This is a genomic window from Thermophagus sp. OGC60D27, from assembly GCF_052400625.1.
Lineage (GTDB): Bacteria > Bacteroidota > Bacteroidia > Bacteroidales > Marinilabiliaceae > Thermophagus.
The window spans coordinates 58,731-81,377 of sequence record NZ_JBQTGH010000009.1 but is presented as its reverse complement, the minus strand read 5'-3'; the positions used below and the strand labels follow the sequence as shown (position 1 = coordinate 81,377).

At 39.6% G+C, this 22,647-nt stretch carries 15 protein-coding genes; 9 read left to right on the top strand and 6 right to left on the bottom strand.

What is annotated here, in order from left to right:
• Positions 1-41: 41 nt before the first annotated feature.
• The 6 genes from ACT29H_RS12185 to ACT29H_RS12160 all read right to left on the bottom strand — a co-directional run bounded on the left by ACT29H_RS12185 (position 42) and on the right by ACT29H_RS12160 (position 7,561).
• Positions 42-818, bottom strand: coding sequence for a prephenate dehydrogenase (locus ACT29H_RS12185; protein WP_444821910.1), 777 nt, complete (start codon positions 816-818; stop codon positions 42-44).
• Positions 819-959: 141 nt separating this feature from the next.
• Positions 960-2,072 (bottom strand): chorismate mutase, encoded by a 1,113-nt coding sequence (locus ACT29H_RS12180; RefSeq protein WP_444821909.1) that lies wholly within the window; start codon positions 2,070-2,072, stop codon positions 960-962.
• A gap of 2 nt (positions 2,073-2,074) precedes the next feature.
• A complete protein-coding gene (locus tag ACT29H_RS12175) occupies positions 2,075-3,238 on the bottom strand; it encodes a pyridoxal phosphate-dependent aminotransferase (RefSeq protein WP_444821908.1) in 1,164 nt (387 codons plus the stop codon).
• A gap of 12 nt (positions 3,239-3,250) precedes the next feature.
• Complete coding sequence (locus ACT29H_RS12170; protein WP_444821907.1) at positions 3,251-4,171, bottom strand: prephenate dehydratase; 921 nt, start codon at positions 4,169-4,171, stop codon at positions 3,251-3,253.
• A gap of 304 nt (positions 4,172-4,475) precedes the next feature.
• Positions 4,476-6,353, bottom strand: coding sequence for a ribosomal protection-like ABC-F family protein (abc-f, locus tag ACT29H_RS12165; RefSeq protein ID WP_444821906.1), 1,878 nt, complete (start codon positions 6,351-6,353; stop codon positions 4,476-4,478).
• Between the two features lie 470 nt (positions 6,354-6,823).
• Positions 6,824-7,561, bottom strand: coding sequence for a DUF6261 family protein (locus tag ACT29H_RS12160; RefSeq protein ID WP_444821905.1), 738 nt, complete (start codon positions 7,559-7,561; stop codon positions 6,824-6,826).
• A 1,141-nt stretch (positions 7,562-8,702) separates the two neighbouring features.
• Here ACT29H_RS12160 and ACT29H_RS12155 point away from each other — a divergent pair.
• The 9 genes from ACT29H_RS12155 (at position 8,703) to ACT29H_RS12115 (ending at position 22,364) form a co-directional block, all read left to right on the top strand.
• Positions 8,703-10,244 carry a class I SAM-dependent DNA methyltransferase gene (locus ACT29H_RS12155; protein WP_444821904.1) on the top strand — a complete coding sequence of 514 codons (1,542 nt, stop codon included), beginning with the start codon at positions 8,703-8,705 and terminating at the stop codon, positions 10,242-10,244.
• Entirely contained in the window at positions 10,237-11,535 is a 1,299-nt protein-coding gene (locus tag ACT29H_RS12150) for a restriction endonuclease subunit S (RefSeq protein WP_444821903.1), read from the top strand. The genes ACT29H_RS12155 and ACT29H_RS12150 overlap by 8 nt, the downstream gene beginning before the upstream one ends.
• A 93-nt stretch (positions 11,536-11,628) precedes the next feature.
• Complete coding sequence (locus tag ACT29H_RS12145) at positions 11,629-12,834, top strand: SIR2 family protein (protein WP_444821902.1); 1,206 nt, start codon at positions 11,629-11,631, stop codon at positions 12,832-12,834.
• Entirely contained in the window at positions 12,824-14,773 is a 1,950-nt protein-coding gene (locus ACT29H_RS12140) for an ATP-binding protein (protein ID WP_444821901.1), read from the top strand. Before ACT29H_RS12145 ends, ACT29H_RS12140 begins: the two co-directional genes overlap by 11 nt.
• 11 nt (positions 14,774-14,784) lie before the next feature.
• Complete coding sequence (locus ACT29H_RS12135) at positions 14,785-15,615, top strand: RNA-binding domain-containing protein (protein WP_444821900.1); 831 nt, start codon at positions 14,785-14,787, stop codon at positions 15,613-15,615.
• Positions 15,616-15,654: 39 nt separating this feature from the next.
• Positions 15,655-17,445, top strand: a complete 1,791-nt coding sequence (locus ACT29H_RS12130) for a GmrSD restriction endonuclease domain-containing protein (RefSeq protein WP_444821899.1) — start codon at positions 15,655-15,657, stop codon at positions 17,443-17,445.
• 122 nt (positions 17,446-17,567) lie between these two features.
• Positions 17,568-18,170, top strand: coding sequence for a DUF6088 family protein (locus tag ACT29H_RS12125; RefSeq protein ID WP_444821898.1), 603 nt, complete (start codon positions 17,568-17,570; stop codon positions 18,168-18,170).
• Positions 18,160-19,155 carry a nucleotidyl transferase AbiEii/AbiGii toxin family protein gene (locus tag ACT29H_RS12120; RefSeq protein WP_444821897.1) on the top strand — a complete coding sequence of 332 codons (996 nt, stop codon included), beginning with the start codon at positions 18,160-18,162 and terminating at the stop codon, positions 19,153-19,155. Before ACT29H_RS12125 ends, ACT29H_RS12120 begins: the two co-directional genes overlap by 11 nt.
• Complete coding sequence (locus ACT29H_RS12115; protein WP_444821896.1) at positions 19,152-22,364, top strand: type I restriction endonuclease subunit R; 3,213 nt, start codon at positions 19,152-19,154, stop codon at positions 22,362-22,364. Before ACT29H_RS12120 ends, ACT29H_RS12115 begins: the two co-directional genes overlap by 4 nt.
• Positions 22,365-22,647 lie beyond the last annotated feature (283 nt).

Sequence of the window (22,647 nt, the reverse complement as noted above, 5' to 3'; positions counted from 1 at the left end):
TCCTTACTCTCTATCGCCTAACCGCCTAACGCCTTAATAACTTATTCTTTAATGTTTTCCCTCACTTTTTTCAGGAAAGCCTGCAGCCCCTCCGTATCTTTTTCCTTAATGAGGGCAATGAGGTGTTTCAGCTCCTGCCGGATATTTTCAACCTGTTCGATGGTAAAAGGGTTCATTAATATTTCGGTCAACAGGTAATCATCTTCCGAAAGAAGCCCTTTGGCAATGTCATGATGTTTTCGGAAGGTGGTGCCGGGCGCATCCTGCTTTTTCATGCAGGCGGCAAATACCAGGGTCGATGAAAAGGGGATGGAGAGTGAATAAGCAATGGTGTGGTCATGCTCTTCAAAGCTGTATTCATGCAGGTTGAGCCCCAACGATCCGAAGAAATCCTTGAAAAATGCCTTGCCCATGTGGTCCGACTCCTCAATAATAATGGCATGGTGCTGCTTTAATTCTTTTAAATTGCCAAAGGTGGGCCCGAACATGGGGTGGGTGGAAACAAAGCGACGGCCCGAATTTTCATAAAACGACTTTAACCCTGTTTTTACCGAGGCTATATCGGATAATATGCAGTTTTCCGGTAAATAATCCATTACCGCTTCAAAAGCCGGTATGGTATATTTTAAGTTGGCAGCATTGATTAACAGTTCCGGTGAAAAGGCTGAGATCTCTTCCGGCTTCATCAATCTCTGGGTGTTAAAAACAAAGCGTAATCGTTCTGCGTCAGGATCATAAATGGCGACTTCGTGCTGCAAACAGAGTGCATCGGTAAGCCAGGTGCCCATCTTTCCGGCACCAAGGATACATATCTTCATTCGTGTAGTTATTTATTTTTTCTTTGTTGCCCATACATGAGGGTTGCTTCACATACGTGGTTTCCCTATTATGGTTCGGAACCAACCCCAATCTTTTTTGCGAAAGATTGGGGTGTCTGCTCAAAAGTTGAATAATGTGTCTTATTCCTGCTTTTTTGGTTTTTTCGACAACGCGAAATTCATGATTTCACTTTGGCGACTGATTGATTCTTCGTGAATGGATTCGAAAATGCGGGTGATGAAATCTTCTTTCAATCCACGTTGTGCGCCGCGTTCTCTCCGGTTATTCAATACTTCGTCATATCGACGGGTCTGAAGGATGGTAATATTGTTTTCAAATTTATATTTTCCTATGGCTTCCGAAACTTTCATCCTTTCTTTCAGGAGATCCAGAAGCTGATCATCCAGTTGGTCGATGTGTTTTCTCAACTCGTCGAGCGTCACCCGAGGCGTGTCTTCACCTATTTTGGGTCGCCGCAGCACCAGGTGGTCAATAAGGTCTTTCAGGCCTTCGGGCGTGATTTGTTGTTTGGCATCGCTCCAGGCTTTGTCGGGACAAATATGCGATTCAATGATCAGGCCGTCAAAGTTCAGGTCCATGGCTTCCTGGGCTATTTGTCCCAGTAGCTTTCTGTCGCCGGCAATGTGGCTGGGATCGGTAATAATAGGCAGTTCCGGGATTCGACGTCTTAGTTCGATGGGGATCTGCCATTGCGGATTGTTGCGGAATTCCGATTTGTCGTAAGCACTAAAGCCGCGGTGAATGGCCGCCAGGCGCGTAATGCCGGCTCTGTTGAGGCGTTCCAGAGCTCCAATCCATAGTTCCAGGTCGGGGTTCACCGGGTTTTTTACCATTACCGGAATATCCAGTCCTTTGAGGGCATCCGCCACTTCTTGCACGGCAAAGGGGTTGGCCGAGGTGCGGGCGCCGATCCATACCATGTCAATGCCGTATTTTACCGCTTCGTAAACATGATGGGCCGTGGCGACCTCTACGCTGACGAACATACCGGTCTCTTCTTTGACGCGTTTGAGCCAGGGAAGACCAACGGTGCCCACCCCTTCGAAGGCTCCCGGACGGGTGCGAGGCTTCCAGATGCCGGCACGAAATAATTTTATGCCGCGTGCCGCCAGCTCTTTGGCTGTGTTGAGGGTCTGTTCTTCTGTTTCGGCGCTGCAGGGACCCGATATGATAATGGGACGTTTCAGCTCCAGGCCGGGGAGCTTTATCGGTTGAATGTTTAAGTTGCTCATGGTTATTTGGTTATGATATTTTTAATTCGTTCCATTGATTCTTCTAATTTTTTTTCTGAGGTGCATAAAGAAATGCGAATGTATTTTTCTCCGCCGCTTCCAAAGATAAATCCCGGGGTAATAAATACATTGGCTTCATATAGTATTTTATCCGACAATTCTTTTGCGGAGGCGTAGGTCTCCGGTATCCTGGCCCACATAAACATTCCCGATTGATTCTCATCCCAGGAACAGTTTAGGGCTTTAAGAATTTCTTTTACCAACGCCTTCCTTTTTTGATAGACCTGGTTGATTTGATCGTACCACCCTTTTTCCAGTGTTAACGCTTTTGCTGCTGCTTCCTGCAGGGGGCGAAACATGCCCGAATCCATATTGCTTTTTATGCGCAAAATGTATTGGATGAATTCCGGATTGGAAGCCGCCATGCCTACTCGCCAGCCGGCCATGTTATGCGACTTGCTCAGGGAGTTGAGCTCTATGGCTATATCTTTGGCGCCCGGTACCGAGAGGATGCTTTGGGGATCATTGTTGAGGATGAAACTATATGGGTTATCATTGCAGATAACAATGTTGTTTCGTTTTCCAAAGGCTATTAACGATTCAAATAATTTGCGGTTTGCTTTGGCACCCGTTGGCATATTGGGATAGTTTACCCACATTAATTTGACTTTTGACAGGTCTTCTTTTTCCAGACCATTTAAGTCGGGTTGCCAGCCATTTCCTTCTTGCAGATCATATATCCTGGCTTTTGCCTCCACGATTTCGGTGACGGCTGCATAGGTGGGATAGCCCGGATTGGGAACCAGCACCTCATCTCCCGGGTTGAGAAAGGCCATGGAGATGTGCATGATCCCTTCCTTGGAACCCATCAACGGGAGTATTTCGCTTTCCGGATCCAGCGTTACCCCGTAATAACGTTGATACCACGCTGAAAAGCTTTTGCGTAGCTCCGGAATACCGATATAACTTTGATACCCGTGCGTGTCGGGTCGGCTGGCCGAGGCGTGCAGCGTCTCCAACACTTCAGGGGCGGGAGGCTGATCGGGATTGCCTATGCCCAGATTGATGACTTTCTTTCCCTCTTCCACCATCCTGGCGATCTCTTTCAGTTTCAGAGAAAAATAGTATTCTTTGACCTGATTGATGCGTTGTGCGGGTCTGATCATATTGTTGTTTTATTAGATAGATGTTAAAGCATTATGTACTTCTTTGCTTTCCCGGGATGCTCCATTGGTGGTTTGCGTGGTCGTACAAGCCTCATATTCTCCCAGGATGCGCAGTTTTTTACACAGCGGACGAATGGCATCCAACGATTGGCTATATCGTTCATAATTATTAAACATGATGTCGATGTAGAACAGATATTCCCATTCTATGCCCACCACCGGTAAGGATTGTATTTTGGTGAGATTGATATTGTAGAATGCCAGTATGGTCAGCACCTTTGACAAACTGCCTTCTTCGTGGGGCAACGAAAAAACCACCGACGACTTATTGATGCGGTTTTGCTGAAGCAACTCTGCTTTTTCGGCATTGTTTTCCCGTCCCAGAATCAAGAATCGAGTATAGTTGTGTTTGTTGGTTTCGATCCCCTTTTCTATGACATGCAGATTATAAAGTTTGGCCGCCAGAGAGGAGGCGATGGCGCCCATTCCTTTTTGTTGCTGTTCGGCAATAATCTTGGCACTAAGGGCCGTATCTTCACTTTCGATCAGTTTTATATGCGGATGTTGTTTAAAAAATTCTTCACACTGCGCCAGCGCCATGGGGTGGGAGTGAACCTCCGTCAGATCTTTGATGGATTGTCCCGGAAGACTCATCAGGTGGTGCTTGATTCTTAATTTGTATTCGCCCTGTATGGTAAAGCCCGATTCCCGTAAAAGCGTATAGTTGGGCAGCAGGCTTCCCACCAACGTGTTCTCTATGGCCATAATTCCCAGTAGGTCAGGGTCCGACTGCATGGCATCGAAAAGGTCCTGGAAAGTATAGCATGAGACGATTCCCACCTCCCGATTTTTAAAATAGGCCCGTGCTGCGATCTCATGATTGGCGCCGGGAATACCCTGAATGGCTACTTTAATCTTTTTGTCGTTACTCATAGTTTATGTAAAAAAAAATCCCGCCTCTCAGGGGCGGGATGCATATTTTTTTTTATTCCTTTTATCGCTTAAGTAAATGCATTAGCCTGCCCCTTCTGGTGGATGAACCAAAAAAGTAAAAAAAGAAGTAAAAGAAATATGAATAGGCGTGCTGTTGCATAATTGATGTGTCGTATTTTGTTTTTAGACAAGGCAAAAATAGATATTTATTCCATTCCACACAACAGATGAATAAAAAAAGTGAAAAAAATGAGCTGTTTTACTTAAATTTTGTATCTCTTTAACCGGAAAAAGTAACAGTCTGTTATTCCTTCTCGCTTAATTCCAGCCAACGCAGTTCACATTTATCCAGCTCTTTCAGGATCTCGCCCAGACGGGTGGAGGTGCGAACCAGCTCTTCGCCCGATAGTTCTCCCGAATTCAAGCGATTTTCTGACTCTTTTTTTTCTGTTTCCAACTCCTGCATCCGTTCCTCCAACGCTTTCATCTCCATTTTTTCTTTGTAGGTGAGTTTGTTGGATGGAGGGCGCTGAGTGGTCCTGTTGCCTTTTCCTGATTTGTTTTTGACGGTGTTCTCTTTCTGTTGTCTGGATCTTTTTTCATCCTCTTTTTTCTTCCAGTGATAATCGCTGTAGTTGCCGGGGAAATCCTTAATGGTTCCATCCCCGTTAAAAACAAACAGGTGATCGGCTACCCGGTCAAGGAAGTAACGGTCGTGCGATACCACCAGAACACAACCATCAAATTGCTTGAGGAAATCTTCCAATATGTTGAGAGTGAGGATGTCCAGATCGTTGGTGGGCTCGTCCAGGATCAGAAAATTGGGGCTTTTCATCAAGATGGTCATCAGGTAGAGACGTTTCTTCTCGCCGCCGCTCAATTTTTCCACCAACACATTATGCATCTCATTGGGAAACATGAAATAGCGTAAAAATTGAGAGGCCGACATGGAATGATCTTTCCCCAGCTTGATGTGATCTGCTATGTCTGAAATGACTTCCAGCACCCGCTTGTTTTCAGCCAGAACCATTCCTTCCTGACGGTAATAACCGACCTTGAGCGTCTCGCCCGGCTCTATTTCCCCACTGTCCGGCTTTAAAGCCCCTGTCAGGATGTTGAGAAGGGTGGATTTGCCGCTACCGTTTTTCCCAACGATGCCAATTTTTTCGCCTTTGACAAATTTGTAGGAAAAATCTTTAAGGATGGTGATATCATCAAAGCTTTTGCTGATGTGGTGGAGGTTCAGCACTTTGCGTCCCAGCCGGGAGGCCTGAAAATGGATCTCCATTTTTTGTTCCTGCGTGCTTTGAGCGGCCGTTTTCTGTAAATCGCCGAAGGCTTCTATCCGGTATTTGGCTTTGGTGCCTCTTGCCTGGGGCTGACGATTCATCCAGTCCTGTTCTTTTCGTAACAGATTACGGGCTCTTTCTACCTCTTTGTTTTTCTGGTTGATGCGTTCTTCTCTTTTTTTGAGATAAAAAGCATAATTTCCCTTGTATTGATAGAGCGTTTCATCCTCCAGTTCATAGATGCCGTTGCATACACTATCCAGAAAATAGCGGTCGTGTGTGACCATCAGCAAGGTCATTCGGCTGCGTTTCAGATAATCTTCCAACCATTCAATCATCTCCACATCCAGATGGTTGGTGGGCTCATCCAGAATTAAAAAGTCGGGATTGGTGATCAAAACCGCTGCCAAGGCCACTCTTTTTATTTGTCCGCCCGACAACTGTCTGACAGGCTGGTCGAATCGGTTGATGTTGAGCTGAGAAAGAATCTGTTTGGCGCTCTCTTCGTAATTCCAGGCATCGAATTGGTCCATCTTGGGCAATAGCGCCTGAAGTGCCGCATCATCGTTTTCTATCACCGCTTTTTCGTATTGCCTTACGATCTGCGCAATTTCGTTGTCGGCGGTGAAGAGGGCTTCCAATACAGTGAGCTCTTCCGGAAAGACGGGCGACTGTGGCAGATAACCCATCGTGATGCCTTTGCGCAGGGTTATATCTCCCTCGTCGGGGGGCATTATGCCTGCCAGAATATTGAGAAGGGTGGTTTTGCCCGTCCCGTTGCGGGCAATAAGACCCGCTTTGTCGCCTTCCGACAAGCCAAATGTGAGATTATGAAACAATCGGATATCACCCCAGTTCTGGGTCAAATTCTCTACGGATAATATGTTGGCCATAAATTGTGTTTTGCATGATGAATGTACCTGTAAACGTCTAGGTCCTTGCCATTCAGAAACAGGCAAGGAGGGCGGACTTTTCCCGGCGTTGGGCAAATTTAATAAACTTGCTTCTAAATGAGACAAAAGTAGCAGAATTGAGGAAAGGAAATCGCTTTGGCTATGCCTGTTTTTTGTTTCCCTGGTTGGCGACGGTGAGGATGGTGAAAAAATTGGGAAGGCTTTTTTTATCTTGGCATTAAATACTACCTGCCTTATGCGAGCATCGGTGATTGCGGATTGAGGACCAGGGGCACGGATGGCAGCAGGGTAGAATGGTTGAAAGGTTGGATGGTCGTTGGGGAAAGAGGTTCGGTAAGGGTTCCGACACCGAACCCCGCAACAAAAAGGGGCAATCCTTTTAAGTTCGGACTGCCCCTAAAGTTTTTTGCCTTAATCGGTTAAACATTAATTTTAAAGGAGACACGCTACTAGTTTTGCCCGGGCTCCACTTCTTCTTGTTCTTTATCGCGCCGTGTCTGGGCCGCACGGGCAATGGCCATGGTTTCAGTAATCAGTTGGTTGAGATCACGAATCAGCTGATTAAGGGTTTCGTTTTCTTCGCTTTGCGCCAACAGATCCACTATGGCATAGAAGTTACGCAACGATTGCTCTAATGGTTTACGCGTTTCGGAAAGTGTGACACAGTCGGGGGTGTTGCTCACACTGCTAATCTTAACGGCAGAAAAGGCGGCCTGTGCCTGTTCCAATTCTTCGAACCAGGGCGATGCCGCACCTATGGCATTCATCTGTTCGGCATGTTCCTGCTTCAATTCCTCAATCATATTGGTATGCAAAGCCGACTGTTTCTGATAGCCTTCGCTCCAACTACTCCATCCGTACTTACGGATCACTTCCAGGATCTCTTCGGCAGGTTCGGTGACGGACGCATCGGGACGGTGCGTGCAGGCTTCCACATAGCCTCTGAAGGCCAAAAAGGCTTCATCACGCTCACTGTCTCTTTGCGCCTTCTCTTCGGTGTATGGGTTTTTGTCATCCCGCTGAAATCCCTTGGAGAAATCCTGGTGACATCGGTCCACAGTGGACAGGAAGCTTACCAACGGGCCTTCCGGCAACTGGGCCGAATGGGCCAGCGACAAGGTGCCCTCCGACAAATTAAATAACTGGCCGGGGGTCAACAGTGCATAATATACCGTTTTGATTTTCATGCGTCTAAAATTTTTAGTGTTAAGGCAAAAAACTTTCGACGTATGAGTTATAATTTGTTTTTATCTAAAAATTTTTAGATCCATTTTCAGCAGCTGAAATTCGACCTAAAAAATTTCAGATTCAATTTCAGCAGCTGAAATTCGACCTAAAAAATTTTAGATTCAATTCTAGCGGCTGAAATTCGACCTAAAAAATTTCAGATTCGATTCTAGCGGCTGAAATTCGACCTAAAAAATTTCAGATTCAATTTTAGCGACTGAAATTCGACCTAAAAAATTTCAGATTCAATTCTAGCGGCTGAAATTCGACCTAAAAAATTTCAGATTCGATTTTAGCGACTGAAATTCGACCTAAAAAATTTTAGATTCGATTTTAGCGGCTGAAATTCAACCTGAAAAATTTCAGATTCAATTTCTGCCGTTGGACTTCAACCTATTATTTTACAGTCTCGATTTCGGAACCCTCCGAGACGTAAAAGGATTGGACGAAACCAAAAACATCGGTATGGTTCCTAAATCTTTTGCCTCGAAAATGAGTCCCTCCAAATCAAAGAACTTTGTGAATTCCTATTGGGTAAAAATTTTATCCGCCACTCATCATTAAATGGTACCACATCCAAATAGATGATCATTCACAGACCTAAAATTAATAAAGGTCAACTTTTTTGGCAACCATTTTTTGAGACAAAATCTTATGGTTGGAGGGGAGATTTATAGATGGTAGATTTATAGATGGTAGATTTTTAGATGGTAGATTTTTAGATATAAGATTTATAGATGTAAGATTTATAGATATAAGATTTTTAGATGTAAGATGTTTAGATGTGAGATATAAGATGGGGGCTTCGATTCGGGGTACAAGTATGAGATTAAGGATTATGGGTTGATCTACAATTATTAAGTTCTTTTTTGTCCTGCTGTTTTATTTTAAAGTGAATAGGTCAGGTTTATGGATTGGTGGCTGGAAAAAATTATACTATTTTTGATAAGCGTTATTCCTCATGCAAAAAGAAGCCTACGCACTAATGGGGATATACGGTTTAATGAATACCCAATGTCACGAAAAAACTAAAGCTTGTTTTTTACGCGTTCGAAAGGTGAAGATAGAAATTTGAATCTGATACAAAGAATAAACTAATAAATGGCGAAAAAAGTTACTAAGGAAAAACCGATGGAAGAAACCCTCTGGCAGTCCTGCGATAAATTAAGAGGATCTGTTGAACCATCGGAATATAAACACGTCGTATTGGGGCTGATATTCCTCAAATTTACCAGTGATAAATTTGAACAACGAAGACAGGAACTCATTGCCGAAGGCAAAGAGAAATATGTGGAAATGAAAGATTTCTACAATATGAAAAACGTCTTTTTCCTGGATGAAGTATCGCGCTGGGATTATATCATCAAAAACGCCAAGCAAGACGATATTGCCATCAAAATAGACACCGCCCTGCACACCATCGAAAAAAACAACCCTTCTTTAAAAGGCGCCTTACCCGATAACTACTTTTCGCGACTGGGACTGGACAAATCCAAATTGGCATCCTTGCTCGATAAAATTAATGAAATCGACACCATCAAAGACCAGGAGCAAGACATCGTAGGCCGTGTGTACGAATATTTTCTGGGCAAGTTTGCGGCTTCCGAAGGAAAAGGCGGTGGCGAATTTTACACGCCCAAATGTGTGGTTAAGCTCATTGCTGAAATGCTCGAACCCTACAAAGGGATTATCTATGACCCTGCCTGTGGCTCGGGGGGTATGTTTGTGCAAAGTATTAAGTTTGTTGAAAGCCATAACGGCAGTAAAAAGGATATTTCCATTTACGGTCAGGAATATACGGCTACAACTTACAAACTGGCCAAAATGAACCTAGCCATTCGAGGTATTAGTGCCAATTTAGGGGAGGTTCCTGCCGATACCTTTTTTAAAGATCAGCACCCCGATTTAAAGGCCGATTATATCATGGCCAATCCGCCTTTTAACCAAAAAGGATGGCGTGAAGAAAACGAGTTGATTGACGACCCCAGATGGCGTGGCTATGACGTTCCGCCAGCTGGTAACGCCAATTACGCCTGGATTTTAAACATGCTGAGTAAACTTTCCGAAAATGGAACCGCAGGATTCGTATTGGCCAATGGCTCTATGAGCAGCAATACTTCCGGCGAAGGCGAACTGCGGAAAAAGTTTATCGAGAACGATTTGGTCGATTGTATGATTGCCTTGCCCGGACAGTTGTTCTACACCACACAAATTCCTGTTTGCTTGTGGTTTATGACCAAGAATAAGAGGCAAACAGATAAGTTTAGAAATCGACAAGGCGAAACCTTATTCATTGATGCGCGAAATATGGGAACCATGGTAGATAGAACCCACAAGGAACTCACCGATGACGATATTGCTGAAATCACAAAAACCTATCATGCCTGGCGGGGCGAGAAAAAGGATGGCGATTATAAAGACATAGCGGGCTTCTGCAAATCGGCCACTATAGAAGACATTAAAAAGAACGACTATGTGCTCACGCCGGGTAGATATGTGGGCATTGCCGAAGAAGAGGACGATGGCGTACCATTTGAAGAAAAAATGACGGAGTTAAGCCAAACTTTATTTGCGCAGATGAACGAAGCTGCTGATTTGGATAAAACCATCCGTGAAAACTTAAAAGTGTTGGGGTATGAGTAGGGAGTGGAAGGAATGTACTTTAGGTGATGTCGTAAATTTTCGAAGAGGTCATGATTTACCAAAATCGAAAATGAAGTCAGGACGATATCCTGTCATGGGTTCCAATGGAGTAATTGGATTTCATAATGAATATACTACTAAGTCGCCTTGTGTATCAATAGGAAGAAGTGGCAACGTTGGAAACCCAAAGATTCTTAAACAGGACTGTTGGGCACATAATACAACATTGTATATTGATGACTTTAAAGGTAATGATCCTTTATATGTTTACTATTTGCTTCATAGGTTAAACTTAGCTAATTACAAAGGAGGAAGTGCTGTACCAACACTTAACAGAAATCATATTCATCCAATTGAATTAAGTATCCCCCCACTCCCCGAGCAAAAAGCCATAGCCCACATAATCGGAACCTTAGACGACAAGATAGAGCTCAACCGCAAGATGAACGAAACCTTAGAGCAAATGGCTCAGGCCTTGTTTAAAAGTTGGTTTGTAGATTTCGACCCAGTTTTTGATAACGCCATAGCAAAAGGCAACAAAATACCTGATGCGCTTTTACACAAAGCCGGGAAGAGAAAAAAAGTGCTTTCATCCGGTCAATACAAAACTTTACCCAAAGAACTCATGGAACTGTTTCCCTCTTCTTTTGTGTTTAATGAGGAATTGGAGCAATGGATTCCTGAAGGGTGGGCTACCACCAATATGTTTCAAGAGCTAGAGTCAATATCAAAAACCTATCCACTAAAGGAGGTAGATAAAGTTGTGTTTTTGAATACAGGGGATATTCAAGAAGGAAGCTTTTTACATCAAGATTATTCTGATCCAAAAGGACTCCCTGGACAAGCAAAGAAATCGATTCAAAAATCAGATATTTTATACAGTGAAATCAGACCAAAAAATAAACGATTTGCATACGTCTATTTTGAACCAGAAGATTATGTTGTTTCTACTAAATTAATGGTATTAAGACCAAAAAGTAATATTGATTCATTGTTTTATTATCAGATATTAAAATCCCAAAATGTAATAGATGAATTACAATTTTTAGCTGAATCTCGTTCAGGAACTTTCCCTCAAATAACATTTGACACTTTGAAATATATAGACTTTGTTCTTCCAAATGAAAGCAGAGTTTTAGAAAATTACATTAGGTCTATTAGAATGTATTTTGAGAGGACAATTGTAAATAGCAAACAAATTGAGTCTCTGACTAAACAAAGAGACGCTTTACTACCACAGTTAATCAGTGGGAAATTAAGGGTCTGTGAGGAGATGATTGAGAGGTTTTGAATGAATGAAATATAGAAAATCACAAACCTAACACCAATCAATTTTATTAAGTAAGATGAGTAAGGTTGAGGAAGCCATAATAAACAAGTAAGTATGGAAGTAAAAGACATAAAAAAAGTAATTGAAAGCTGTCATCTGAATTTTTTAATCGGTTCAGGGGCTTCAAAGAATTTTTTGGAAACATTGAAAGGTGTAGAGGAGGCTCTAGACATTTTAGATAAAAGAACAGGGCTTTCTGAAAACCAAACAGATGAAAAAGTTATTAAACTGATAGAAGCTTCTATAAAGTATTTTTATTTTGAAAAGTGTATTAAAAAAAATATAAAATTGCTTGATGTTACAGATGATTCTAACGAAACCTTAAACAATTACACCAATCTTTTAAGTGCACTACAAACCATTTTAGCCAAACGGACTTCTAATTTGGTTTCAAAACAAGTCAATTTATTCACAACCAATATGGATGTGTTCTTAGATATTGCTTTGGAAAAACTTAATTATTCCTATAACGATGGTTTTTCAGGGAGAATGAATACAAAATTCAGCACGGAAAACTTTCATAATATCATTAACAAAGTCTCTTCTTACTACGAATATCAATCCGCCACGCCATTATTTAATCTATTTAAGCTGCATGGCAGTTTAAATTGGAAATACAATAAAGAAAAAGACACTATTCAATATGATAACCAACTGGAAAGCACTAAAAAAATATCTGAAACAGAACTTAATGCTGCCGACTTAGTTAATTGTTTCGATAAAAATGGAAATTTCTTAAGATTAGATGAAATTTATAAAGAAGCAGAAAAAAAAGACTTTTCTAAAGTTCAAAAAAAATTAGATGAATTTATGGAGGAATACAACAATTTAATTATGGTCAATCCCAATAAAGAGAAGTTTGAGGAAACCACGTTAAAGTTGTCCTACTACGAGTTGTTAAGAATGTATTCCAACAATATTGAAAAAGAAAATTCAGTATTATTTGTAACAGGCTTTTCTTTTGCTGATGAGCACATCCGAACCATTACGCTTCGTGTGGCTAAATCTAATCCCACCTTATTAATAATTGTTTTTGCCTATGATGAAGAGGCTAAAAATGATATCGAAGAAAAATTAAATATTTCAGAACATCACAATATCATTATTAAAACAAAAGGTGATGGAAATTACACTTTTGCAGAGGTTTACAACTCCATTTTTAAAGAAATAACAGAGGGCCTTCAAATACCTCCTAGCGAAAATAAAACAACTAACACTCCGGAAAATTCAGCTGAAAATAAAGCGGAAGATGGAAAATAATGCTGTTTTACATATTGGTAATGTGGAATCGGTGCGTGGTCGCATTGTAGAAATAAGAGTAAGCAAGTCTAAGAACTCTCCACATTTACTCTACAACGGACAAATCGTAAAAGGAATTTCCGTAGGCAACTATGTTAAAATCTGCAAAGGTTTTGAAGAGCTTATCGGCAAGGTAGATGAAGAGTATATCACGGAAGATAAATTAATTTCTCAAAAAGAATACAAACAAGGGAAAGCAAAAATAAAAAGAATATTACGCCTTAGTTTAATTGGGTATTTCGAAAATTCAAATTTTAAGCAAGGCGTAAAAGAACTTCCGCTTATTGAAAACGAAGCTTTTCTTTTAACCGAAGGTGAAATAAATAAGGTCCACAATTTTATTAAAGAAATAGATGGCAAACTTGATGACAAACTTGAAATCGGAGTATTAAGTAATGAAACAGGCACACCTATAGGCATTGGAGTAAACAGTCTGTTTGCAAGCCATATTGGTATTTTTGGGAATACAGGAAGTGGAAAATCTTATACCCTTGCCAGTTTGTATCATAAACTATTTAAAGAATACGGAGACAAATCCGGATTTAAGAAAAATGCTAAGTTTCTTTTAATTGATTTTAATGGGGAGTATTCTAAAGGGAACGCGATAACAGCTTCTAAAAAAGTATTTACCCTAAATACAAATCTGGAACTTGAGAAAATAAAACTTGAAAATAAATTACCGTTAGGAAATGATGTGCTATTTAATGTAGAATTTTTATCAATTCTTGCGGATGCAACTGAAAAGACTCAAAAACCATTTTTAAATCGAACAGTACAACTCTATAAAAAAGTAAATAAAAAAGAAAATCCCATTAACTACTTTAAAGGCATTTTAAAGAACCAGATTAACGGCCTTCTTTTAATGTCTGACAAAGAAAAAGCATACCAAATAATAGATTACTGCGAGCAGGTTATTGATTACTATGGTAGTATTGAATTAAAGCGAAGGTTCTTTGAAGAGTTGGATTGGCAGAATACAAATCATCATTTTTATAGAAAAAGTTTATCTCCAATGCGACAGTTGACAATTGATGAAATAAAAGATACACATCTTTATAAAGAAGCAGAAAATTATCAATTCCCTTCAAATGATATTGATATAATTATTCATTTTCTTTATGTTCAATTAATTAATGATTTAATAATTAATAAAGCTAAGAATGACCATATAATTCCAGCCATTAATAAACTTAAAAGTAAAGCAAGTTCACTTCAAAAAGTAATTGATTTTGATAGTTCAAGCAATAGTGTTTTTGCGGAAGATAGAAATCTATGTATTATCGATTTAAACAATTGCAATTTGGATATTAAAAAGATTATTCCTCTTTTAGTTGGTAAGCATATTTATGATGTACATAAAAAGGAAAGAGAAATGAAAGAAGGAGGATATTTAAATATTATTATAGATGAAGCCCATAATATACTTTCTTACACATCACAAAGAGAGAGCGAAACTTGGAAAGATTACAGATTAGAAACTTTTGAAGAAATCATAAAGGAAGGTAGAAAATTTGGGGTTTTTCTTACCATTGCAAGTCAAAGACCTTCTGATATATCAGATACCATTATTTCACAATTGCATAATTATTTTTTACACCGTTTAATTAACAACAGAGACATTCAAGCAGTAGAAAGAACGGTTTCCTATTTAGATAAGGTTTCTTTTGATGCTTTACCAATTTTACCAACAGGTACTTGTGTATTGGCAGGATTGAGTGCTCAAGTGCCGGTAATTATTAAAATTGATGAGATATCTAAAGGTTACGAGCCATTTAACAAAACCATAAGGCCTACAGATTATTGGGGAGATGGAAATGATACTCAAAATACAGAGCAAACTGGAATATCTTCACAAGATGCTGAAATAATAGATAAAAATAACGATGTATTACCCTTTTAAGATTTAAAAGTATGCCCGAAACCAACCGCATAGAGTACAAAGCACAACTCACCAAAGATTTAGATTTGGAAAAAGAAGTGGTAGCCTTTTTAAACTATCACGAGGGCGGTTTGGTCTATATCGGTATTGATAAAAACGGCAATACCCTTGGTGTTTCAGACCCGGATGCCGATATGCTTAATATAAAAGACCGCATTAAAAACAACATTGCTCCTTCGGCTATGGGCTTGTTTGATGTGGTGACAGAAGAAAAAGACGGGAAGCCTATCATTAAAATCATTGTGGCCAGCGGTAGCGAAAAACCCTATTTCAAGAAAAAATACGGAATGACAGAGAAAGGTGCTTATCTGCGTATAATATTCCCTTCATCAGCACCGGTCAACACCACCGAACAAGTCACCGGCCAAGCTACCGACCAAGTTGATTGGCAAAGTTTGGTTGATACGTATTCAGCAATAAAAAATGGAGCAGAACCAAATCAAGTAAATTTCTTAGAATGGTTGCAAACCAATATTCAAATCATCCTACACGAACTTCAGGAAAGCTTCGGGATAACTTCAGGAAAGCTTCAGGAAAACTTCGGGAAAGGATTTGAAATGCCGAAAATAGTAGGTTCGGAAAACACTTCAGGTAAACCTTCATATAAGAAGCTGCCTAACAGCTTTATTGTATTGGTGCTATTGGCAATGGATGCCACTATTACGGCAGAAGAGATTTCTGCATTAATAGGTATTTCAGAATGCGCAGTGTTTTCAACCTTAGATAAACTCAAAAACGCCAATATGATAGAACGCGTTGGAGGCAGAAAAGAGGGCTATTGGCATATTATTGAACAAGAATGAAAAAATTTACAGAAGCAAAATTAGAAAACAAAACAACCTATGGCAAAATATAGTGTACACCAACAACCTGTAGAAACCTTATTAAGCTGGATAAAATCTGGCGATATTGCCATACCAGAAATTCAACGTCCTTTTGTGTGGAAAGCTGCCAAGGTTAGAGATTTAATAGATTCTTTATACCAAGGCTATCCTGTAGGTTATATTATTACTTGGCGTAGCCCAGATGTCAAATTAAAAAACGGAGAATTATCGGCAGGTAAAAAAGTGTTAATCGATGGTCAGCAAAGAATAACCGCCTTAACAGCAGCGATTGTTGGGCAACGTGTTTTAAATAAAAATTATAAAGAAATTAATATTCGTATTGCTTTTAATCCGCTAAATGAAAAGTTTGAGGTATTGAATAAAGCTTATGAGAAAAGTCCAGAATGGGTAAATAACATTAATCCTATTGTAAACGATGAAATAACCATTAGCAAAGCGAGAAAAAGCTATATGGAATTAAATCCTGAAGCAGATGAGGATTTAATAGAACAACGAATAGAAAAGCTCAAAAAAATTAAAAACCAACATGTAGGTATAATTGAGCTAGATGCTAGCTTAGATATAGATACCGTTACTGAAATATTTATTCGCATCAATCAAAAAGGTGTAGTGTTAAGTAATGCCGATTTTGTAATGTCTAAAATAGCATCAGACGAGCAACACGGTGGTAACAAAATGCGTAAAATGGTCGATTATTTTTGTCGTTTGTTAGTCGATAAAGGCTTCAATAAACATATTGTAGACAACGACCCGCAGTTTGTAGCAAGTAAATACTATAAAGCCATAAAATGGATGGCTACAGGTAATGATGATTTGTATTGCCCTGATTATATAGATATGCTTCGTGTGGCATTTACCTTTAAATTTAGTCGTGGTAAATTTAGTGATTTGGTTGCCTTACTTTCTGGTAGAAATTTTGAAACCAGAACCTACGAAAATGAAATTGCAGCAGCAAGTTATAGCAAACTATCAGAAGGTTTAGGGGCCTTTGTAAATCAAACCAATTACCAAAGGTTCATAATGATATTAAAATCTACTGGATTAATAAGTAGAAAATTAATATCCTCACAAAACAGTTTAAACTTTGCTTATGCACTATATCTTAAACTAAGAGATGACGGACTAAGCGAACCAGAAATACAAGGTTATGTAAAAAGATGGTTCGTGTTGTCTGTTTTTATTGGGCGTTATTCAGGGTCGGCAGAATCTAGAATAGACGAAGATATTAAGCAAATAAATACCAAGGGTATTGCTGCGTATTTATTACAAATGGAACAAGTTCATTTAGGCGAAGGTTTTTGGGATTTTGGTTTAATTAACGACTTAGAAAGTTCTAGTGTAAACAACAACGCTTACACGCTTTATTTGGCAGCACAAGTAAATAGTAATTCGGGTGCTTTTTTATCAAAATCAATGACCATTGCCAGTCTTATTGAGCAACGAGGAGACATACATCATATTTTCCCCAAACAATATTTAATAGCTAACGGATACCCACAGAAAGCCTATAACCAAGTAGCAAACTTTGTATATACAGAGCAAGCCACCAATATCAAGGTTGGTAAAATGTCACCTAACGAATATTTAAGTAAAATTAAAGAGCAAATAAATGATGGCGTTAATGAAATTAGCACCATAGACGATAACGATGCTTTAATTGAAAATATTAGAATAAACGATATTCCTTTGTCTATAATCCAAGCAACTCATTCAGATTACAACCAGTTTTTAAAAGACAGAAGAAAATTAATGGCTAAAAAACTAAAAACGTATTACGAAAGTTTATAAAGGTTCATAAATGCCAGAAACCAACCGCATAACATACAAACAAAAACGTGATATCCTGCAAATATTTTGTCACAAATATTTGCTAAAATTGTGACAATAAAACATAGATATATACAATTTAAATGTCTAAAATTGAGATAGAAAATAAAGTGGTTAAATCTTCAAGAGGGGTTGTTTTCTTCGCTGAAGATTTTGCTAATTATGCCTCGGCAGATAACATCCGCCAGAGCTTGTCTCGTTTGGAAAAAGAAGGGGTTTTGCTTCGCCTGGCACATGGTATTTACTTAAAACCGAAAATAGATGATGTTTTAGGGGTAATTTACCCAACAATTGAAGAGGTTGCCCAACAAATAGCCAAAAGAGATAAAGCACGTATAGCACCAACCGGGTCTTTTGCCTTGTATAGTTTGGGGCTTACCACACAAATTCCTTTAAAAGTGACCTACCTAACAGATGGTTCTCAACGAGAGGTCAAAATAGGGAATAGCATCATTAAGTTTAAGAAAACGGCACCCCGAACCTTTGCCATAAAAGATGAATTATTGCAGCTCATCGTACAGGCATTTAAAGCCATAGGACAAAAAAACATAAACGAAGATTTTTTGAGCGCTATTCAGCCAAAAGTTCGGCAGCTAAAACCGGATATTTTGCGCAAACAACTAAAATACGCCCCGGTATGGATTCAGAAAACCATAAAAGAACTGAGCGATAAGGATGTGGATTGATTTAAGCATAGAGCAGCAACAGCAGGTCTTGCAACAGGTAAGTGTTGTAACAGGTTTGCCAACCTACGCAGTAGAAAAAGATTGGTGGGTTTGTACTGTGCTACGTGCTGTTTTTCAATCCCAATATGCTCAATCTATCATTTTTAAAGGGGGCACATCCTTGAGCAAGGCCTATGGTTTAATCCATCGTTTCTCTGAAGATATAGATTTAATTATCGATAGGCATTTATTGGGTTTTGATGAATTAAAATCCAAATCCCAAATTAAAAAACTAAGAAAAGCTTCAGGAGGGTTTATTATTAATGATTTCAGGGAAGAATTGACAAAACAGTTGAAAGCCCTGGGGATCGATAAATCATGGTACGAAATCAAATACAATGACAAGGTAGATGATACCAGCGATCCCAATACATTAGAAATTTATTACAGGTCAACAACAACTACCACTAACGAATATATTCAGCCGCGGATTTTGTTGGAAATGGGCGCTCGTTCGCTAACGGAACCAAATGAAGAAAGAAATATCATTTCTTTTATAGACCACCAATATAAAGCCCTTGAATTTTCTCAAGAACCATTTCCTGTAAAAGTAGTGTTACCAACAAGAACATTTATAGAGAAAGCATTATTGCTGCACGAAGAATTTTCAAAGCCCATAGAAAAAATAAGAACAGACCGCTTAACAAGACATTTGTATGATCTGGATAGGTTAAAAAACACACCTTATGGCGAATCTGCATTAAATGACAGTGATTTGTTTAATGCAATTGTAGCACACAGAAAAACGGTAACGCCTTTGCGTGGAATGGATTATCGCAAGCACAAAAAAGGAGAATTAAAGATTCTTCCTCCCAAAGAAGTTGAGAAGGCTTGGGAACAGGACTATAAAACCATGCAGGAGAATTTGATTGTTGGAGAAAGTTTGCCTTGGCGTGAATTATTAAAAAGTGTTAAGCTTATAGAGGACAAATTCAATAAAAAGTGAAATTTACAGAAGCAAAATTAGAACAAGCATTTATAACGCTTTTAGAAAATGAAGGTTATCCACATTACATAGGTAATACTCTTAAGCGTTTGCCCGAAGACGTGTTGATTGAAGACGATATAATCGAGTTTCTATTAACACAATACAAAAAAGAAGGACTAACCCTTACCGAGGCTAAATCGATAGTATTACAGCTAAAAACCTTACCCGCTTCTGATTTATACGAAACCAATAAGAAAATCATGCGGTGGTTATCGGATGGTTTTATTCTTAAACGGGAGGATCGGAACCAAAAGGATATTTGGGTGTCTTTAATTGACTATGCAGGCTTAGAGCGTCAGATTCAGGGAAAAAACCCAGACACTCTATCAGTCGCCGAACCCCAAGAAAATTATGGCGACAATAACATCTACAAATTTGTCAACCAACTTGAAATAGTAGGCACAGAAAAACGCATTCCTGATGGTATCATTTACATCAATGGCATACCGGTGGTAGTGTTTGAGTTCAAAACCGCTATTCAGGAGAATGTAACCATACATAACGCTTACAAGCAGCTTACCGAACGTTATAGAAGAGACATTCCTGAGCTCTTTAAATACAATGCTTTTTGTGTTATTAGCGATGGTGTCAACAACAAAGCAGGGTCTTTTTTTGCCCCTTACGAGTTTTATTATTCCTGGCGAAGAATTGCAGGTTTGGCCAAAGACGTGGACGGCATAGACAGTATGTTTACATTGGTTCAGGGAATGTTGCATAAGAACCGTTTGCGTGACATTATTCAGAACTTTATATATATTCCCGATACGTCCAAAAAAGACGAAAAAGTTGTTTGTCGCTATCCGCAATATTATGCAGCTCGGGCCTTATATGACAATATTAAGCAAGTACAAAAGCCCAAAGGCGATGGGAAAGGGGGCACCTACTTTGGCGCAACCGGAAGCGGAAAAAGTTTCACCATGCTCTATCTCACCCGTTTGTTGATGAGGAGTCCACATTTTGAAAGCCCGACCATCGTTCTCATTACCGACCGAACCGATTTGGACGACCAACTTTCAGGACAATTCACCAATGCCAAACAATTCATTGGCGACAACATTATTGAAAGTGTTGAAAGCAGGGCTGACCTGCGAGCCAAACTACAAGGCCGACAAAGTGGTGGTGTTTTTTTGACCACCATTCATAAATTCACCGAAGACACAGACCTGCTTACCCAACGAAGCAATGTGATATGTATTTCGGATGAAGCACACAGAAGCCAAACCAACCTCGATCAAAAAGTAAAAGTCACTAAAGAGGGCGTGAAAAAGACTTACGGTTTTGCCAAATACCTTCACGATTCATTACCCAATGCCACCTTTGTTGGTTTTACAGGCACACCCATTGATGCCACCTTAGATGTATTCGGAAAAGTGATTGATGCTTACACCATGACCGAATCGGTTCGGGATGAAATCACTGTGAGAATTGTGTATGAAGGAAGAGCGGCTAAAGTGGCTTTACGAAATGGTGAATTGGAGAAAATTGAGCAGTATTACCAAGAGGCAGCAGAAGCAGGAGCCAATGAATATCAAATAGAAGAAAGCAAGAAGGCTACCGCCACAATGAATGCCATTCTGGGGGACCCGGACAGATTGAAAGCCGTTGCAGAAGATTTTGTACACCATTACGAAAATCGAGTAAATGAGGGTGCGACTGTGAAAGGCAAAGCCATGTTTGTTTGCAGTAATCGTGAAATAGGCTACGCGTTATATAAGAACATCATCTCTCTTCGACCTGAATGGGCCGAAAAACGAGTTGCAGAAGAAGGAGCTGTTTTAACCGCTAAGGATAAAAGGGAAATCAAACCAATGGAACGTATCAAAATGATAATGACCCGAGGAAAAGATGACCCAAAAGAGCTGTACAACCTGCTCGGAACAAAAGAATACAGAAAAGAATTGGACCGGCAGTTTAAAAATGAAAAATCCAATTTCAAAATTGCAATTGTGGTGGATATGTGGTTGACGGGTTTTGACGTGCCATTTCTGGATTCTATTTACATCGATAAACCGATTCGTCAACATAACCTTATTCAAACAATTTCCCGAGTAAACAGAAAATACAAAGGCAAGAACAAAGGCTTGGTGGTCGATTATATTGGCATCAAAAAGCAAATGAATCTGGCCCTTGCCAAATACAACAAAGGTGAAAGTGATAACTTTGAGGACATTCAGGAATCCCTCGTCGTTGTAAGAAACCATTTAGACCTTTTGGATAAAGTCTTTTACAAGTTTGATAGTACAAAATATTTTGGTGGCACGCCATTAGAGCAATTGAATACGTTAAATATGGCGGCTGAATATGTCCAGTTGACAAAAAAAATGGAAACTCGTTTCATGGGGCTGGTGAAACGTTTGAAAGCCGCTTATGATATTTGTGCAGGTAGTGAAAAGCTAACACAAACCGAACGAGATTACACACACTTCTATTTGGCGGTTCGCTCCATTGTCTTCAAACTCACTAAAGGTGATGCCCCTGACACGGCACAAATGAATGCGAAAGTCCGTGAAATGATAAAAGACGCTTTGGAAAGCGACGGCGTTGAGGAAATTTTAAAGCTTGGAGACGACAAACAAAGCGAACAAGACCTTTTTGATGAGGATTATTTGGCGAAAATTGAAAAAATCAAATTACCAAATACCAAAATCAAATTACTTCAACAGCTTTTAGCCAAAGCCATTGGAGAGATAAAAAAAGTCAATAAGGTCAAGGGAATCAACTTCTCAAAGAAAATGAAATCTTTGGTAGAACACTACAACGAGAGAAAAGAAGATGACATCTTGCGTAGTGAGGTATATGAAGAAATGGCGGAACGTTTGACCAACTTGATATGGGAAGTTAAAAATGAATTTTCCGCAGGAAACGCATTGGGAATTGATTTTGAAGAAAAAGCCTTTTACGACATCCTGAAAGACTTGTGCATTAAGTATGACTTTAAATATCCGGAGGACAAATTGATAAACTTGGCAAAGGCCGTCAAGGATTTAGTGGATTCGCAAGCCCAATATCCTGATTGGAGTAAACGTGAGGACATAAAATCAGCATTGAAAGTCGGACTAATATTGTTGTTGGATGAACATGGTTATCCACCGGTAGAAAGAGATGAGGTTTATATTGAGATTTTCGAACAAGCTGAGAATTTTAAGAAGAATAAACTATTGAAGTAATATGCTGATGATCAACAGTTACAAACATTGTCCGATCACTCATCAAGCACTCCATTGGCATGGCTTTTCAAGCCAATAACAATTTTTTTATGCACATCTAAAGCCAATTTCCGGATTACAACAGCCAATTTGGCTACGAACCAAAAATACTTTAGCGTCTAACGTATTGAACAAGTAATGGCAGGATAGATGCGAAGCATCAAGTTTTGTCTCCCTTTTCAGCCTTTTGAATAACTTGACAGGCCAATTGTTTGCTTCATCTTATAAGTTATTTTTTGAACGT

Bases quoted from the DNA above. Each gene is read 5' to 3' on its own strand.
- ACT29H_RS12150 (WP_444821903.1), top strand. From the start codon at position 10,237: ATGAGTAGGGAGTGGAAGGAATGTACTTTAGGTGATGTCGTAAATTTT.
- ACT29H_RS12160 (WP_444821905.1), bottom strand. From the start codon at position 7,561: ATGAAAATCAAAACGGTATATTATGCACTGTTGACCCCCGGCCAGTTA.
- ACT29H_RS12120 (WP_444821897.1), top strand. From the start codon at position 18,160: ATGTGGATTGATTTAAGCATAGAGCAGCAACAGCAGGTCTTGCAACAG.
- ACT29H_RS12180 (WP_444821909.1), bottom strand. From the start codon at position 2,072: ATGAGCAACTTAAACATTCAACCGATAAAGCTCCCCGGCCTGGAGCTG.
- abc-f (WP_444821906.1), bottom strand. From the start codon at position 6,353: ATGGCCAACATATTATCCGTAGAGAATTTGACCCAGAACTGGGGTGAT.
- ACT29H_RS12130 (WP_444821899.1), top strand. From the start codon at position 15,655: ATGGCAAAATATAGTGTACACCAACAACCTGTAGAAACCTTATTAAGC.
- ACT29H_RS12145 (WP_444821902.1), top strand. From the start codon at position 11,629: ATGGAAGTAAAAGACATAAAAAAAGTAATTGAAAGCTGTCATCTGAAT.
- ACT29H_RS12155 (WP_444821904.1), top strand. From the start codon at position 8,703: ATGGCGAAAAAAGTTACTAAGGAAAAACCGATGGAAGAAACCCTCTGG.
- ACT29H_RS12170 (WP_444821907.1), bottom strand. From the start codon at position 4,171: ATGAGTAACGACAAAAAGATTAAAGTAGCCATTCAGGGTATTCCCGGC.
- ACT29H_RS12185 (WP_444821910.1), bottom strand. From the start codon at position 818: ATGAAGATATGTATCCTTGGTGCCGGAAAGATGGGCACCTGGCTTACC.
- ACT29H_RS12140 (WP_444821901.1), top strand. From the start codon at position 12,824: ATGGAAAATAATGCTGTTTTACATATTGGTAATGTGGAATCGGTGCGT.
- ACT29H_RS12135 (WP_444821900.1), top strand. From the start codon at position 14,785: ATGCCCGAAACCAACCGCATAGAGTACAAAGCACAACTCACCAAAGAT.
- ACT29H_RS12175 (WP_444821908.1), bottom strand. From the start codon at position 3,238: ATGATCAGACCCGCACAACGCATCAATCAGGTCAAAGAATACTATTTT.
- ACT29H_RS12125 (WP_444821898.1), top strand. From the start codon at position 17,568: ATGTCTAAAATTGAGATAGAAAATAAAGTGGTTAAATCTTCAAGAGGG.